The sequence below is a fragment of the Brevibacterium sp. FME37 genome, assembly GCF_014897485.1.
In the GTDB taxonomy this organism is placed as follows: domain Bacteria; phylum Actinomycetota; class Actinomycetes; order Actinomycetales; family Brevibacteriaceae; genus Brevibacterium.
The window spans coordinates 330874-344870 of record NZ_JABUYE010000001.1 but is presented as its reverse complement, the minus strand read 5'-3'; the positions used below and the strand labels follow the sequence as shown (position 1 = coordinate 344870).

Here is a 13997-nt window from a genome sequence, read left to right as displayed (position 1 = left end):
CATCCATTATCGAACTAGTGTTCTAAATAGGCAAGATTTACGCAGCGACATTGTTCGCCCGGGCGTGTCTCCATTCCGCCTCGAACATCCACGCAATGCAATAGTCCAGGCTGAAGCCGTACCCGCCGCCGACGGTCCTCGGATCCGCTTCCGCGACCGCCTCCTCGGCGACCTTGACCAGCCGTGCCGTGTCGAAGACGATGCGCCCGCGCTTCCCCTCTTCAAGCGGAAGCAGCTGCGAACCGCCGGGCAGGAAGAAGGCGAATGCCGCCTGCCCGCCCAGAGTTCCGGCGAAGGGAGCTGAGGTCCGTGAGATATTCAACTCATATCTGTGCACCGCCGTGTGGTGGGTGCGGCAGAGCAGGATGAGATTGTCCAGGTCCGTCGCTCCGCCCTGTGACCAGGGGCGGATGTGGTGTGCGTCGCACCTTCGGCGGGCACGGCAGCCGGGGAACTGGCATCCCATGTCCCGTGCGCTCAACGCCAGGCGTTGGCGCCTGCTCACCAGCCTCTTCGACCGTCCGAGCATGAGTACGTCTCCATCGGCGTCCTTGATCGTTCCGCTGATCAGAGCTTCGCAGCTCAGCCGTTCCGCCGTCGCCGAGGTGATGCCGCCGAAGCCATCGATTCGACAGGTCAGGTCTGTCTTTTGATCCGCAGACGTCCCCGCGGGGACGTCGTCGAGGGCTTCGGCACGGGAGCCGGATCGGGTCACCACCTCGGCGGAGGCATGGACGAGCATGCGGGCGCGGTCAACGTCAACGGTTCCAGGCGACGCTGCCTGCGGAAACGCATGCACGATCTCCATCAGGCACATGACCTGCGAGATCGGCTCATACGATGACTCATCCTCCTGCCCTTCGCCGCCGGCGTCATCCGCAGAGGACGGCTGTTCGAGAACATGCCGAGCGGCGTCGAGCATCGAGGAGAACTCCGCGGCCTCATCCTCGCCCAGATCGATCGTGATGCGAGTCCGTCCAGGCCCGATGGTCCGCATACTCACGCTGTCGCTCGGAAGGGCGCAGGGAGCTTCCCCGTCCTCGTTCCCGCCGGACAGTTGGAGGTAGTTGCGAGCGATCACTCCGATCTGGCTTCCGGTGGAGACATCGGCCAGTCGCAGCGCCTCTTCATCGGGGATCCTCCCCACCAGCCTGGTGACCTCACGCACCTTGGAAAAGCTGACGTTGCCCTCCCCCAGGCTCTTCTTCACCTTCGGCATTTCGCGCAGCGCCATCATCACTCGGACGTATTCCCGTGCAGTGTGTGCGCTCACCGCCGCAATGTGCATGACCCACTGGGGCAGCGACGTCACGCCCACCCACTGCGCCCACAAGCCTCTGCGCTCGACCTCGTCGATGAGCGCAATGACACGGGCATGGCAGAACGCGATGCACGAGATGTTGCGCTGGATGTCGGCAACCAGCTCTTCGGACGTGAGATCACCCAGCCTCGCGCCAGCGCCCACGTCGGCACTTGACTCGGTCTGCAGAGACTCGGCGGTATCCGACTGCGCCTTCGAATCTCCGCCGTAGTCATCAGGATCGACACTCATCGCTGTGAGCAGCTCCGACCTTGCGAATGGATCCGGATAGTCCGCAAACGGATCTGCAGCCGTGTTCTCGACCATGGTTCCCACCTTTCCCCTTTCGACCTCTGCGGCCGTTCGGTTCGTGAGTCCCCATGACCTCGAACCGTGCTTTCACCATACGAGGCGCCACTGACATAAGATCGGAATCGTAATGATCCAGTCGAGTGAATGAATGATCTGCTTTCGAATCGGATTCGCCGTAAAGATCCATGTGTACTATACGGAGCTCTCTTTGTTCTATACACGTGGAATCGCACCATCACCAAAGCGTCCCCGCGGGGACGCCGACGCTGAATCCGAACCTCACACCGTAGGCTGAGTTCATGAACGATGGGACGACCGATGACGCGGCAGAACTCCCCGTGGAAGGGGCGCGGGAATCAGCCAGAGAGGCAGCCACTCGGGCCTCCTACGATGCGATCGCTGAGACCTATACGGACTGGATCGCCGCCGAGCTCACAGCCAAGCCACACGATCGTGCCGTCCTCGCAGCCTTCTCCGAACTCGTGCTCTCCACCGGGAAACCCAAGGCCCTTGAGATCGGGTGCGGCCCAGGGCGGATCACAGCTTTCCTTGCCGCCTCGGGTCTGGCCCCCTCCGGCCTCGACCTCTCTCCCGCCATGATTGCCCTGGCATCTCGTCTCTACCCGAATCTCGATTTCACCACCGGATCGATGACGGCACTGCCCTATGAGGACAACAGCTTTTCCGGACTCGTCGCGTGGTACTCCATCATCCATGTTCCCGATGCGTCCCTGGACACCGTCTTCTCCGAGGCTGCTCGAGTGCTGCGGCCGGGTGGATGGTTCCAGCTGGCCTTCCAGCTCGGCGACCGTATCGACCACCAGTCCGAGGCGGCCGGCTTCGACGTCGATCTCGACTTCCACCGCCGCTCGATCGATCAGGTTCTCACGTTTCTTCACAAACATGGGTTCGCACCCGCGACTCGGCTCGAACGCGAGCCGGACCTGGCCGGCCAGTTTCCGGAGAGGACACGGCAGGGCTATCTGCTCGTCCGCCTGGAGGCCACCACAACCACCACGACTGCACCCGGGGAACGGGCAACGGCCGAACAGTGACAAAATAGGTGTCATATGAACATCGACATCGTCTTCCACACGCCCGAGATCCCCGGCAACACCGGCAATGCCATTCGCCTGGCCGCGGTCACGGGTGCCCACCTCCATCTCGTCGAACCTCTTGGCTTCGACCTCTCCGATGCGAAGCTGCGTCGTGCGGGACTGGATTATCACGATCTTGCCCACGTCACGGTCCATACGTCTTTGACGGATCTGTGGAACCACCTCGGCGAGCGTCGGGTCATCGCGTTCACCACCCATACGGATCAGTCCTTCGCCGAGGTGGGCTACCGTGATGGTGATGTCCTCCTCTTCGGTCAGGAGTCGACGGGTCTGCCCGATTCCGTCGTCGAGGATGAGCATGTGGATCTGTCCGTGCGCATCCCGATGCTGCCTTCCAGGCGTTCGCTCAACCTCGCCAATTCCGCATCGATTGCAATCTATGAGGCCTGGCGGCAACAGGGATACGCGGGGGCCTGAACGCGCGTAGACTTCTGCCCGACAGTAATTTCGAAAGGACCACCATGACTTCCAAAGTGCTCACAATCGCCGGTTCCGATGTCTCAGGCGGAGCTGGGCTCGAAGCCGACCTGAAGATGTTCGAAGAATACGGCGCATTCGGCACCGCCGCCGTGACCTGCATCGTCACCTTCGATCCGGCCGATGGCTTCAGCCACGTCGTCGAATTCATCGACCCCGAGGTGGTGACCAGGCAGCTCGAATCGACCTTGGCGGTGCACAAGTTCGACGCGATCAAGTCGGGCATGCTCGGGTCCGTGGACTCGGCATTCGTGCTGGCCGAAAAGCTCAAGACGAACGAGCTGCCCTATGTCTTCGACCCTGTCCTCGTGTGCAAGGGCGCGGGCACCATGGTCGATCTCAAGGATCTCTTCGTCGACAACCTCGTGCCCTTGGCCACCGTCATCACCCCGAACCTCGAGGAGGCCGCAACGTTGGCCGGCCTCGATCCGATCGATTCGGTTGAGGGCATGATCGAGGCCGCGAAGATCATCCACGGTCAGGGTGCTAATAACGTCGTCGTCAAGGGCGGTGCGCGCCTGGCCGGTGACGACGCGATCGACATCCTCTTCGACGGTCAGAAGGTCACGACGCTGCGCTCACGCAAGGTCAATGAGAAACTCGTCAACGGTGCAGGCTGTTCATTCGCCTCCTCCATCGCCGCTGGCATCGCCACCGGTCTCAGCATCGAGGACGCGGTCGTCTCAGCGAAGGAGAAAGTCGCCCACGGCATCGCGAACTGCCTCGACAATGCCACCGGCGTGGCCTCGCTGTTCCATCCGGCGGCTCGCACCCAGCCCTCGCCCGATATCCGCGTCAGCGTGGACTGAGGCTCCAAAGCAGATAGAAAAGGAACTGCCCCGCACACCATCTCAGGCGTGCGGGGCAGTTCGCATAAGTCATGCATGACGGTCGGAACCGTCGGGTCGGCCGAAACCGACTGGGGTTCAGCGCTTGCCGAAGCCCTTGTAGCGATCCTTGAACTTCTCGACGCGGCCTGCGGAGTCGAGGATGCGCTGCTTTCCGGTGTAGAACGGGTGCGATGCGCTCGAGATCTCAACGTCGATGACGGGGTAGGTGTTGCCGTCTTCGAATTCGATCGTCTTGTCGCTCTTCGCGGTCGAACGGGTCAAGATCTTGGTTCCCGACGACAGATCGTTGAACACGATCGGTGCGTATTCCGGGTGGATGTCCTTTTTCATATTCTTACCTTTGCTGAATCCGCTCAGGCGCCTGGTATGGGTCGACCCATCCGCCAGTGCCCGAATTCGTCTGCTGGACACGCCTCGAACCGTAGGAACCGGACACGAAGCGACAGCTCAGTCTATCTGATGGACTGGCTCAAAGCGATTCCCGCACTGTCTCCTAAACTGTGGCCATGAACACCAAGGAACGCATTTCCGCGCAATTCGACCTCACGCCCGCAGCATCTGCTCCCGAACTCATGGCCGCATCCACCGCCGAGGCGATCTCTTCGATCACCGGCGACGTCGATGCGTTCGCCATCGATCCGCAGATCGCAGACACAGCGGCCCTGCTCGATGCCACCGGTCTCGGACCCGAAACCTCGGCTAACTGTGTTCTCGTGGCCGGTGCGCGCTCCGGTGAGGAACGAATCGCTGCCTGCATGGTCCTCGCCAATACCCGTGCCGATGTGAACAAGCGGGTGAAGAAGCTCCTCGACGTGCGCAAGGCCTCGTTCCTGCCCATGGATCGCGCGGTCGGCGAATCGGGGATGGAGTACGGCGGCATCGGACCCATCGGTCTGCCTGCCGACTACCGGATCCTCATCGACTCACGTGTGGCCGAGGCCGACGAGCTCATCATCGGTTCGGGGATCCGTGGTTCCAAACTCATGCTCTCCGGCGCGGCGCTGGCATCGCTTCCCACTGCCGAGGTGGTCGAGGGGCTCGCAAACGAGATCGACTGAGGTCCTCGGTCAGCTCAGTCCTGCCTTGTCGAGGACATAGGAGATGAGCGGTTCGTAGAGGTAGGGCACGACGTCGTCATCGAGGGGAACGGTGACCTCGATGGCTCCTTGAGCCTCAGCGACGAAGAGTGCCGGATCGTTGCAGTCGGCATAGCCCAACGTGCGCAGCCCACGGCTCGAGGCCGCACCGGCCCACCCATGATCGGCCACGATCAGATCTGGGGTCTGGCCGCCTCGGCGGGTGATGTCGTCAAGCAGTGCATGCATGGGTTCGGCGAGGTGTGTGTGCGGGGTCCCGCCATGCTGATGCCAGGTCCACACACGGTTGATCTGTCGGCAGTCGCCGCCGATGCCCGGGACGTCAACGGCGTTGGCCTGGTGCGTGATCCGCGCACCGTGGGACTCGGCTGCGGCGGCCATCGCCATGTGCACAGGAAGCAGCCCGGCCGGGTGGCCGGTGGCGAAGAGGATCTCTCCCCCAGCTCGGGTGACCGCGCCGATGGCGGTGGCTAACTGTTCGAGTGCGTCGATGCAGCGTTGCGTCGAAATCGTGTCGATGCCCTCGACGAAATCGGGTTCCGGGCGCAGCCCGCACCGGTCGACCATAAGCGAGAACACGGAGTCATAGTCCCAGTCTCGGGTCAGATCGACGCCGAAGTCGAACTGCTTCTCCTGTGCCAGGAAACGATGGATGTGTGAGAGGTTGTTCTCTCGGGGTGTCCCCACCTCACCGGTGATGCGAGCTGCTTCCAGGGTGTGGGCGAGTGTGGTGCGATCCACTGTGGTCCTCTCAGTCTCAGGTGCTGCAGTTGTCGCAGATTTTGCGACAACTGATGCATCGGCAAACTCTTCGCGTAATGCATTGGCTGCGTGCTTGCCGATAGTCTTCACGTCTCTGCCCTACAGCGTGGCAAGTTGCTGCCTTGTGGACCTCTGACACGAGGTCAGTCTTCCTGCAGGGCGAAGCAGGCCACCGCCGAGGCGGCTGCGACGTTGAGTGAGTCGACTCCCCCAGACATCGGGATCATGACAGTCGAATCGCAGGCGGCAATCGTCGATCGGCGCAGACCGTCACCCTCGGTGCCGAAGACGATCGCGGTGCGTTCGGGAGCGTCGGCGGCGAAATCGCGGATGGCCACAGAATCCTGTTCGAGAGCCAGCGCAGCGACGTGGAAACCGAGCTCACGCAGGGCATCAACCCCTGCCGGCCAGGACTCGATCCGAGTCCATGGGACCTGGAACACGGTGCCCATGGAGACACGAATCGAACGACGGTAGAGCGGGTCGGCGCACCTGGGCGTCACCAGGACGGCATCGACGCCGAAGGCTGCGGCTGACCGAAAGATGGCGCCGATGTTCGTGTGGTCGACGACGTCCTCGATGACGACGATGCGCTGAGCATCGGTCACGAGCTCGGCGACGCTGGGAAGCTGCGGTCGGTGCATCGCGGCCAGAGCACCTCGGTGAAGGTGGAAGCCGGTGAGGGATTCGACTGCGGCATCGGTGCCGATGAAGATCGGAGCATCATTGGCGGCGATGAGGTCGGCTAGGTCGAAGAGCCATTTGGGGCTGGTCAGGTACGACCGGGGAACCATGCCTGCGGCGTGGGCACGGCGGATGATCTTCGAGGATTCGGCGATGAACAGGCCCTCGGCCGGTTCGCGAACACTGCGCAGGCCGACATCGGTCAGCTGAGTGTAGTCGTGGAGGTCGGCCGGAGAGGCCCCAGCGCCTGTGGCATTGTCGGTGGCCACCGTTCCCTCATCGAAGAACCGTAGACGCTCGGCAGTGATGCCGAGTTCGGCGGCACGGTCGATGACCTGTTGCTGTGTCAGTGGTGCCTTGGCCGGTGTATTCATACGATCACAGGGTGAGGATGCGCCAGATGGCGACGAGTCCGAGGATGACGATGACGGAGCGCAGCAGGACGGGCGAGAATTTCCGTCCCACCCTGGCACCGAAGTAGCCGCCGATGAGGGAGCCGATGGCGATGCAGATGACGGCGATCCAGTTGATCCGGTCGTGGCCGACGATGATGTAGGTGCTGGCCGAGACCGTGTTGACGACGAGGACCAAGACGTTCTTCAGTCCGTTGAGACGCTGCAGGTCATCGGGGAGGAGGAGGCCGAGCAGAGCGATCAGGATGATCCCCTGGGCGGCGGCGAAGTAGCCCCCGTAGATCGCGGTGAGGAAGACGACGACCAGGACGAGGATATAGCGGCCGGTGGTCAGCGTGTCACCGACCGAGGCCGGCACATGCTCCTTGCCCGCCTTTTCGGCGCGGCGCACGGAACGGTTTTTGAGGTGGCGGGAGAGTGCAGGCTGACCCACGACCATGATGAGGGCCACGACGAGGAGGACCGGGACGATCGTCTCGAAGGCGTCTTCGGGCAGGTGGAGCAGCAGATAAGCACCGGTCAGCGAGCCCAGGATGGAAGCAGGCACGAAGCCTAGGATCCGCCGCCATTGGCCCTTCAGCTCTTCCCGATAGCCGAAGGACGAGGCAATATTGCCGGGGATAAGTCCGACCGCGTTGCTCATCGTCGACACGACCGGTGGCACACCGAAAGCCACGAGTACCGGGAAGGTGATGAGAGTGCCGGAGCCGACGACGGCGTTGATTCCGCCCGCGGCGATTCCGGCGAGGACGATCAGCGCAATCTGCCACAGTTCCATTCCGAGAACTGGGTCCATGCTCAGTACTGGGATCGGGCGTGGAAACGCTGCCCGTCGCGGGTGAGCTTGACGTCGATACCGAAGGTCGCAGAGAGGTTGTCGGCCGTCAGGGTCTCATCGATGGGCCCGGCAGCCATATCAGTGCCCTCGGCCAGCAGCAGCACGTGCGTGATGCCGACAGGGATCTCCTCGACGTGGTGGGTGACCATGATCGTCGCCGGGGCCCATTTCGAGGACAGAATCTCCGTCAGTGCTGCCAAGAGCTCTTCACGTCCGCCTAGGTCGAGCCCAGAAGCGGGCTCGTCGAGGAGCAGCAGCTCAGGGTCCGTCATCAGCGCACGTGCGATCTGCACACGCTTGCGCTCGCCCTCTGACAGGGTGCCGAAGGTGCGATCTGCCAGGTGGCTGATGTTGAACGCTCCGAGGAGGTCCTTGGCCCGTTCGATGTCATCGGTTTCGTATTCCTCGACCCAACGACCGGTGACGCCGTAGGCGGCGGTCAGGACCGTGTCGAGGACAGCCTCGGACAGAGGAATGCGGTTGGCCAGGGCCGTCGAAGCATAGCCGATGCGCGGACGCAGCTCGAAGACGTCGACGCGCCCGAGGCGCTCCTCGAGGATTCCGACGGAACCGGTCGTCGGGTGCATTCGTCCTGCGGCCAATTCCAGCAGCGTCGTCTTCCCGGCGCCGTTGGGTCCGAGGACGGCCCAATGCTCACCTTCGGAGACGGTCAGGGAAAAATCTTGGAGGAGGAAATTGGCTCCTCGGCGCACGGAAACAGAATCCAAAGTCAGGACATCACTCATATCAGCCAACTCTATCGCAGGCTCGGCGTCTATTCTGGTTCGACATGGACTTGACTACCGACTCACTGCTGCTGACCCTGGCGATGAACCATCGCCTGCACTCCAGCCTCGCCCCAGACGAGGTCAGTGCCGCCTTTCTCGACGACGATCGTGATGTCCCTCTCATCGTCGCCGACGAAGTTTTCGGCACCTCGCCACCGACCGGACTGCTGCTCTTCACCGCCGAGGCTGCGGCGGCCGGGATCACGCATGCCCGGCTGGCCCTGCACCATCCTTCACTGCCGCATACGACGCCTCCCGTGGACAAGGTCGACCGGCTCAGGGTCGGTCGCCACAGTGCCCCGATCGTCCTCCATTCCGGCTCCCACCAGGTTGCGGTGGCCCTCCTCGGCGCCGAGGCGAACGTTGAAATCATCGCCTGCCGGAACACGGTCTTTCGCCCGGTCACGGTAGGAACACCCGCCGAGGCGCTGCGCCGCCTGCGGCTGCTCGTCATGGAGGGTCTGAACCTCATCGAAACGATCGAGGTTCCGGCCGACTGGAGGGAGGGGCCGTGGCGGGATTGGCAGGAGGAGCTGAGCATGCACCACCCGATCTCGAGGCTCATTCCGTCCGTCGCCGACGCTCGCGCCATCTATGCCGCCCTCGACATCCACCAGAGGATGCGCACTGTGCTGGCTCCGGCCACAGTGGCGCCACCAGCCTTCGGCGATCTGCTCTCACGCCTTCACCCCGCGGCCGCCGACTACATCATGGCTGTCGCTACGATGAAGGGGTGAATGACTCAGACTCCGCAACCCCGATGCCAGAGAACTCAATCCAGCTGCTGGTCATGGACGTCGATTCGACGTTCATCAACGAGGAGGTCATCGACCTCATCGCCGTCCACGCGAATGTCGGCGACCAGGTGGCCGACATCACGGAACGTGCCATGGCCGGCCAGTTGGACTTCGCCGCTTCCCTGGCCGAGAGAGTGGCCCTGCTCAACGGCCTGCCGGTGACCGTTCTCGACGAGGTGCGCGCACAGATCACGCTGACCCAGGGCGCTCGGGAAGTGGTGGCCGCCGTCCAGTCCGACGGTGGCGTCGTCGCCTTGGTCTCCGGCGGCTTCACTCAGATCATCGCCCCTGTTGCCAAGAGCCTGGGCATCACCGAGGTGTTTGCCAACGGACTCGAGTCCGAGGACGGCCGGTTGACCGGAGCCACAAGCGGTCGGGTCATCGATCCGAGTGCGAAGGCCGAGATCTTCGGACAGCTCGCACAAAAATATGACTGCGATCCGAGACGAACCGTGGCCATCGGCGACGGCGCCAACGACATCGGAATGATCCAGGCGGCGGGTCTGGGTGTGGCCTTCTGTGCGAAGCCGGCCCTCGTGGCCGCCGCCGACGCTGCGGTGAACAAGCGTGATCTGCGTGAGGTGCTGACCCTCATCGAGGAACGCGCTCAGGTGTGATGTGAAAAAGAACCAGGTGCCTGAATCTCGTTGGGGCACCTGGTTCTTCGCCTGTGTAGGCGTTCACACGCCGAGGAAGACCCGCAGTTCGGGTGCGGGGTAGTTCCCAGGCTCGACGTCCCAGCTCTCGAGGTCGAAGATCGCGAGCGAGGAGGGACGGAACGCATCCGGAACCCCGGTGGCGGGGCTCAGGTGGCCGAGCACCTCGGCGACGGTGGGCTGATGGCCCACGATATAGGCGCACTGAGAATCGGCCGGGATCGAGTTGATCGCGTCGACCCAGTCATCGACTCCTCCGTTGTAGAGGGACTCGTCCTGGCGCAGTTCGAGGCCGACACCCGTTTCGGGTTCCCCGTTGTGCCGGTTGACGGCTTCGACCACGGCCTGTCCCGTCTGGACGGTGCGCCTGGCCGCCGAGGCGATGGCCACGTCTGGTGACCAGCGCTCGGCGATCTCGGCTCCGGCTTCGACAGCTTGAGCCAGACCGTTGGCACTCAACGAGCGTTCGAAGTCCGTCGGGCCCTCGGCCTCGGCCTTCGCATGGCGGGCGAGAATGAGCACAGGCATCGTCATCGTCTCCGGTTCGGTGGGTGGCTCAGGCGCCGGTGGAGTGGAATCCGCCGTCGACGTGGACCATTTCGCCGGTGGTGGCGGGGAACCAGTCGGAGAGCAGGGCGACGATCGCCTTGCCCGCAGGGGTGGTGTCCTTCTGGTCCCAGCCCAGCGGTGCGCGGTCGCCCCACATGTCTTCAAGCGTTCCGAAGCCGGGGATCGAGGTGGCGGCGGTGGTCTTCAGCGGTCCGGCCGAGACGAGATTGACGCGGATTCCGTCCTCGCCGACGTACTTCGCGAGGTAACGGGCAGTTGACTCGAAGGCGGCCTTGGCCACACCCATCCAGTCGTAGACCGGCCAGGAGATGGTCGCGTCGAAGGTCAGTCCGACAACACCGGCTCCCTCGTTGAGCACGGGCTTCGCGGCGACCGTGATGGCCTTGAGCGAGAACGCGGAGACCTGGATCGCTGCGGACACGGAGTCCCAGGGGGTGTCGAGGAACACGCCGCCGAGCGCGTCCTTAGGGGCGAAGGCGATGGCGTGGACGATGCCGTCGATGTTGCCTTCGAGGCGCTCGGGCAGTGCCGCGAGGTCCTCTTCGTTGGTGGCATCGAGTTCGATGACCTTGGTGGGCTCGGGCAGACGTTCGGATATCACCTGGGTGATCTTCATCTGGCGGCCGAAGCTGGAGAGGATGACTTCGGCACCCTGCTCCTGAGCGATGCGGGCGGCTGCGAAGGCGATGGATGCCTCGGTCAGAACGCCGGTGACGAGGATGCGCTTTCCGTCAAGAATTCCCATTGTGGTCCTTTCAAACTGTTCAAACGTGGGTGAAATCGTTGTCGTCGACGCCTTTGGAGGCGCCGTCCTTGGTGTGAAGTCTAGATGTTGACGGGGCTCAGTGCCCCATCCCCAGTCCGCCGTCGACGGGAATGACGGCACCGGAGATGTATGCGGCCTCGTCCGAGGACACCCAGCGCACGACCTTCGCGACCTCGCTCGCCTCGGCGAATCGCTTCGCGGGAATCGTCGCGAGGTATTCCTTCTGCTGCTTCTCCGGCAGCTCATCCGTCATGTCTGTGCGGATGAAGCCCGGGGCAACGACATTGGCGGTGATGCCGCGCGATCCCAGCTCACGGGTGACCGAGCGGGCCAGACCGACAAGTCCGGCCTTAGACGCCGAATAGTTCGCCTGACCGGGGACTCCGTAGAGTCCGGACACGGAGGAGATGAGCACGATGCGGCCCTTCTTCGCCCGGATCATTCCGGTGATGGCACGCTTGATGGTGCGGAAGGTTCCGGTGAGGTTGGTGTCGACGACCGCTTCGAACTCCTCATCGCTCATGCGCATGAGCAGATTGTCGCGGGTGATGCCGGCGTTGGCCACGACCACCTCGACAGGGCCCAGCTTCTCTTCGATCTCTGCGAAGGCCGCATCGAGGGAAGCTGTATCGGTGACGTCTGCGGACACGGCCAGAGCACCTTCGGGTGCGTCTCCGTTGCGGGAGGTTACGGCGACTTTGTCGCCCTGAGCGAGGAATTCCTCGGCGATGGTGCGGCCGATTCCGCGGTTTCCTCCGGTCACGAGGACTATGCGTGGTTCTGACACGAATCTCTCCTGTTGGTGGACAATACAGATTGATCGACTCTTGAGATCAAACTTACCGTCACTAACCTATCGTGAACCGACGGGTGTCGATACGACTCACACAAACGAAGAGTATGATTTTGTAGGAGTAATCGAGCGAAGAAGGTTATGTCTAAGCACCCGCAGCAGATCACCACGGCAGACACCGCCCTTGATGACGACATGAAGTCGCGGATCATCAAATATTCGATCACCATGGGGATTCGAACGTTCTGCTTCGTGGCCGCCTATTTCATGTTCCGGGCGGATCTGACGGTGCTGATGTGGATCTGCGTCGGCGGTGCTGTCATCCTCCCCTACCCTGCCGTGATCTTCGCCAACGCCGGCCGGGAACGTACCAACGATGACGCCGCCGCACTGCTTGACGGGGCACCGATGCCCGAGCTGCCGCCGGCAACCGGAGAGACCATCTCCAGTGACACGATCTCCGGGGAGACGATCCCTGGGGACACGATTCCCGGTGAGGCCGATGACGCTGCGTCAGCCAAAGAGACCGGGTCAGCCGATGAAACACCACATGCAGACCCGACTCGAGGTGATGAGACTTGACCGAGAAGCTCCAGTGCTCGGCGAAGGCATGCCGGGCAGATGCCACCCGCGCAATCCTGTGGAACAATCCCAGCCTGCACATGCCCAAACGCCGCAAGACCTGGCTGGCGTGTGATGAACATCTCGACTATCTGCGTGAGTTCCTCACCCTGCGCAGCTTCTACATCAGCGACGTTGACATCAACGACATCCCGGAGGATGCCGGTTGATGTCTCGCTATTCCTTCCTCTTCAGCGCACGCTGGCTGAAGTACATCGCCATGACGATCATCGTCGTCATCGCCTGCGTCTTCCTGGCCCTGTGGCAGAAGGACCGTCAGGACCAGAGGCAACACGAGATCGCCACGGTCAATGCGAACTATTCGTCCGCACCAGTCGACATCACGAGCATCCTGGGCTCCACCTCGGCGCACCTCGATGAGGACGATGAGTGGCGTCAGGTGTCCCTGACCGGCCACTATCTGGAATCCGATACCGTCTTCGCTCGCAACCGCACGGTCAATGACAAGGTGGGCTTCTACGCCGTCGTTCCCTTCGAACTCACAACCGGAGAAACGATCGCAATCGTGCGGGGCTGGGTCTCCGAACCCGAAGATGCCCCGCCGGCCCCCACCGGAGAACAGACCATCAAAGCCCGCCTGCAACCTGCTCAAGACGGATCCAAGGACAACAATCCGGACGGGCTGATCAAGGCGATCGATCCCGCCCGCATCCCGGGCATGGACTCAGCGTACGAGAACATCTATGCGGAGGCCGTGCACACCGGGAGCGGCCAGCCCGACGAGAACGGCCTGATGCCTCTGCCCGCACCCGACCTCGATCCGGGCAACCACCTGTCCTACATGCTCCAGTGGTTCACCTTCGGCATCATGATAATCATCGCCGTGTCGATCTCCGCCAGGAGAGAACGACGAGCCGACGCCGAGGCGGCCCAGAAATTCACCGGCGACGTCGAGTACGTCGTGGTCGACAAGGCGGCTCTGGGTGCGGGTGCGAAGATCTCCCAACCCGGCAACCGCTACGGGCGCAACCGCTTGGGATCGGCGAAGATCTACGGTCACGATGAGGCTGAAGAAGACGCGTTCATCGAGGACCGGTTCAGGCACAGCTGAGCGAGGAATCACATGAAAACGGCCCCCTGAGCGCAATGGTCAGGGGGCCGCGACATTCAACGTCAGGCCAGTTGATTCCGTG

General features: G+C 62.8%; 18 protein-coding genes. 9 read left to right on the top strand and 9 right to left on the bottom strand.

Going from position 1 to position 13997, the window contains the following annotated elements:
- Positions 1-37: 37 nt before the first annotated feature.
- Positions 38-1627 (bottom strand): HNH endonuclease signature motif containing protein, encoded by a 1590-nt coding sequence (locus tag INT29_RS01525; RefSeq protein WP_193070519.1) that lies wholly within the window; start codon positions 1625-1627, stop codon positions 38-40.
- Between the two features lie 284 nt (positions 1628-1911).
- Here INT29_RS01525 and INT29_RS01520 point away from each other — a divergent pair, with 284 nt between their 5' ends.
- The 3 genes from INT29_RS01520 to INT29_RS01510 are packed head-to-tail and all read left to right on the top strand — an operon-like array spanning position 1912 to position 4016.
- Positions 1912-2667 carry a class I SAM-dependent methyltransferase gene (locus tag INT29_RS01520; RefSeq protein ID WP_193070518.1) on the top strand — a complete coding sequence of 252 codons (756 nt, stop codon included), beginning with the start codon at positions 1912-1914 and terminating at the stop codon, positions 2665-2667.
- Positions 2668-2682: 15 nt separating this feature from the next.
- Complete coding sequence (locus INT29_RS01515) at positions 2683-3147, top strand: tRNA (cytidine(34)-2'-O)-methyltransferase (protein WP_193070517.1); 465 nt, start codon at positions 2683-2685, stop codon at positions 3145-3147.
- 44 nt (positions 3148-3191) lie between these two features.
- Positions 3192-4016: a PfkB family carbohydrate kinase gene (locus INT29_RS01510; RefSeq protein WP_193070516.1), complete on the top strand. Its 825-nt coding sequence runs from the start codon at positions 3192-3194 to the stop codon at positions 4014-4016.
- 117 nt (positions 4017-4133) lie between these two features.
- Here the strand turns inward: INT29_RS01510 and INT29_RS01505 are convergent, their stop codons facing one another.
- Positions 4134-4388 (bottom strand): type B 50S ribosomal protein L31, encoded by a 255-nt coding sequence (locus INT29_RS01505; protein ID WP_101570239.1) that lies wholly within the window; start codon positions 4386-4388, stop codon positions 4134-4136.
- A gap of 176 nt (positions 4389-4564) precedes the next feature.
- Between INT29_RS01505 and INT29_RS01500 the strand changes: the two genes are divergently transcribed.
- Positions 4565-5116, top strand: a complete 552-nt coding sequence (locus INT29_RS01500; protein WP_101570240.1) for a YbaK/EbsC family protein — start codon at positions 4565-4567, stop codon at positions 5114-5116.
- A gap of 9 nt (positions 5117-5125) precedes the next feature.
- On the opposite strand, the gene INT29_RS01495 is transcribed toward INT29_RS01500, so the two are convergent.
- From INT29_RS01495 to INT29_RS01480, 4 genes are all read right to left on the bottom strand, one after another.
- Positions 5126-5896, bottom strand: coding sequence for a phosphatase (locus tag INT29_RS01495; RefSeq protein ID WP_193070515.1), 771 nt, complete (start codon positions 5894-5896; stop codon positions 5126-5128).
- Positions 5897-6060: 164 nt separating this feature from the next.
- Entirely contained in the window at positions 6061-6975 is a 915-nt protein-coding gene (locus INT29_RS01490; RefSeq protein WP_193070514.1) for a TrmH family RNA methyltransferase, read from the bottom strand.
- Between the two features lie 4 nt (positions 6976-6979).
- A complete protein-coding gene (locus INT29_RS01485) occupies positions 6980-7792 on the bottom strand; it encodes a sulfite exporter TauE/SafE family protein (protein WP_193070595.1) in 813 nt (270 codons plus the stop codon).
- Between the two features lie 20 nt (positions 7793-7812).
- Positions 7813-8598: an ABC transporter ATP-binding protein gene (locus INT29_RS01480; protein WP_101570243.1), complete on the bottom strand. Its 786-nt coding sequence runs from the start codon at positions 8596-8598 to the stop codon at positions 7813-7815.
- A 44-nt stretch (positions 8599-8642) separates the two neighbouring features.
- Here INT29_RS01480 and INT29_RS01475 point away from each other — a divergent pair, with 44 nt between their 5' ends.
- A complete protein-coding gene (locus INT29_RS01475) occupies positions 8643-9377 on the top strand; it encodes a hypothetical protein (protein WP_193070513.1) in 735 nt (244 codons plus the stop codon).
- Positions 9374-10054 carry a phosphoserine phosphatase SerB gene (gene serB / locus INT29_RS01470; protein ID WP_319020812.1) on the top strand — a complete coding sequence of 227 codons (681 nt, stop codon included), beginning with the start codon at positions 9374-9376 and terminating at the stop codon, positions 10052-10054. Before INT29_RS01475 ends, serB begins: the two co-directional genes overlap by 4 nt.
- A gap of 63 nt (positions 10055-10117) precedes the next feature.
- Here serB and INT29_RS01465 read toward each other — a convergent pair whose 3' ends face one another.
- From INT29_RS01465 to INT29_RS01455, 3 genes are all read right to left on the bottom strand, one after another.
- Positions 10118-10627 carry a SixA phosphatase family protein gene (locus INT29_RS01465; protein WP_226830500.1) on the bottom strand — a complete coding sequence of 170 codons (510 nt, stop codon included), beginning with the start codon at positions 10625-10627 and terminating at the stop codon, positions 10118-10120.
- Positions 10628-10649: 22 nt separating this feature from the next.
- Positions 10650-11408, bottom strand: a complete 759-nt coding sequence (gene fabI / locus INT29_RS01460; RefSeq protein WP_101570246.1) for an enoyl-ACP reductase FabI — start codon at positions 11406-11408, stop codon at positions 10650-10652.
- 97 nt (positions 11409-11505) lie between these two features.
- The gene (locus INT29_RS01455) at positions 11506-12216 is read right to left on the bottom strand and encodes a beta-ketoacyl-ACP reductase (RefSeq protein ID WP_101570247.1); all 711 of its coding nucleotides are present in this window, start codon (positions 12214-12216) and stop codon (positions 11506-11508) included.
- Between the two features lie 147 nt (positions 12217-12363).
- Here INT29_RS01455 and INT29_RS01450 point away from each other — a divergent pair, with 147 nt between their 5' ends.
- Genes INT29_RS01450 through INT29_RS01440 form a run of 3 tightly spaced genes read left to right on the top strand, consistent with a single transcriptional unit; the run spans position 12364 to position 13915 of the window.
- Positions 12364-12804 carry a DUF3099 domain-containing protein gene (locus INT29_RS01450; RefSeq protein ID WP_101570248.1) on the top strand — a complete coding sequence of 147 codons (441 nt, stop codon included), beginning with the start codon at positions 12364-12366 and terminating at the stop codon, positions 12802-12804.
- Positions 12801-13013, top strand: a complete 213-nt coding sequence (locus INT29_RS01445; protein WP_193070512.1) for a hypothetical protein — start codon at positions 12801-12803, stop codon at positions 13011-13013. The genes INT29_RS01450 and INT29_RS01445 overlap by 4 nt, the downstream gene beginning before the upstream one ends.
- Positions 13013-13915, top strand: coding sequence for an SURF1 family protein (locus INT29_RS01440; RefSeq protein WP_193070511.1), 903 nt, complete (start codon positions 13013-13015; stop codon positions 13913-13915). Before INT29_RS01445 ends, INT29_RS01440 begins: the two co-directional genes overlap by 1 nt.
- The last annotated feature ends 82 nt before the right edge of the window (positions 13916-13997 follow it).

Bases quoted from the DNA above. Each gene is read 5' to 3' on its own strand.
- INT29_RS01525 (WP_193070519.1), bottom strand. From the start codon at position 1,627: ATGGTCGAGAACACGGCTGCAGATCCGTTTGCGGACTATCCGGATCCA.
- INT29_RS01520 (WP_193070518.1), top strand. From the start codon at position 1,912: ATGAACGATGGGACGACCGATGACGCGGCAGAACTCCCCGTGGAAGGG.
- INT29_RS01515 (WP_193070517.1), top strand. From the start codon at position 2,683: ATGAACATCGACATCGTCTTCCACACGCCCGAGATCCCCGGCAACACC.
- INT29_RS01510 (WP_193070516.1), top strand. From the start codon at position 3,192: ATGACTTCCAAAGTGCTCACAATCGCCGGTTCCGATGTCTCAGGCGGA.
- INT29_RS01505 (WP_101570239.1), bottom strand. From the start codon at position 4,388: ATGAAAAAGGACATCCACCCGGAATACGCACCGATCGTGTTCAACGAT.
- INT29_RS01500 (WP_101570240.1), top strand. From the start codon at position 4,565: ATGAACACCAAGGAACGCATTTCCGCGCAATTCGACCTCACGCCCGCA.
- INT29_RS01490 (WP_193070514.1), bottom strand. From the start codon at position 6,975: ATGAATACACCGGCCAAGGCACCACTGACACAGCAACAGGTCATCGAC.
- INT29_RS01485 (WP_193070595.1), bottom strand. From the start codon at position 7,792: ATGGAACTGTGGCAGATTGCGCTGATCGTCCTCGCCGGAATCGCCGCG.
- INT29_RS01480 (WP_101570243.1), bottom strand. From the start codon at position 8,598: ATGAGTGATGTCCTGACTTTGGATTCTGTTTCCGTGCGCCGAGGAGCC.
- INT29_RS01475 (WP_193070513.1), top strand. From the start codon at position 8,643: ATGGACTTGACTACCGACTCACTGCTGCTGACCCTGGCGATGAACCAT.
- INT29_RS01465 (WP_226830500.1), bottom strand. From the start codon at position 10,627: ATGACGATGCCTGTGCTCATTCTCGCCCGCCATGCGAAGGCCGAGGCC.
- fabI (WP_101570246.1), bottom strand. From the start codon at position 11,408: ATGGGAATTCTTGACGGAAAGCGCATCCTCGTCACCGGCGTTCTGACC.
- INT29_RS01450 (WP_101570248.1), top strand. From the start codon at position 12,364: ATGTCTAAGCACCCGCAGCAGATCACCACGGCAGACACCGCCCTTGAT.
- INT29_RS01440 (WP_193070511.1), top strand. From the start codon at position 13,013: ATGTCTCGCTATTCCTTCCTCTTCAGCGCACGCTGGCTGAAGTACATC.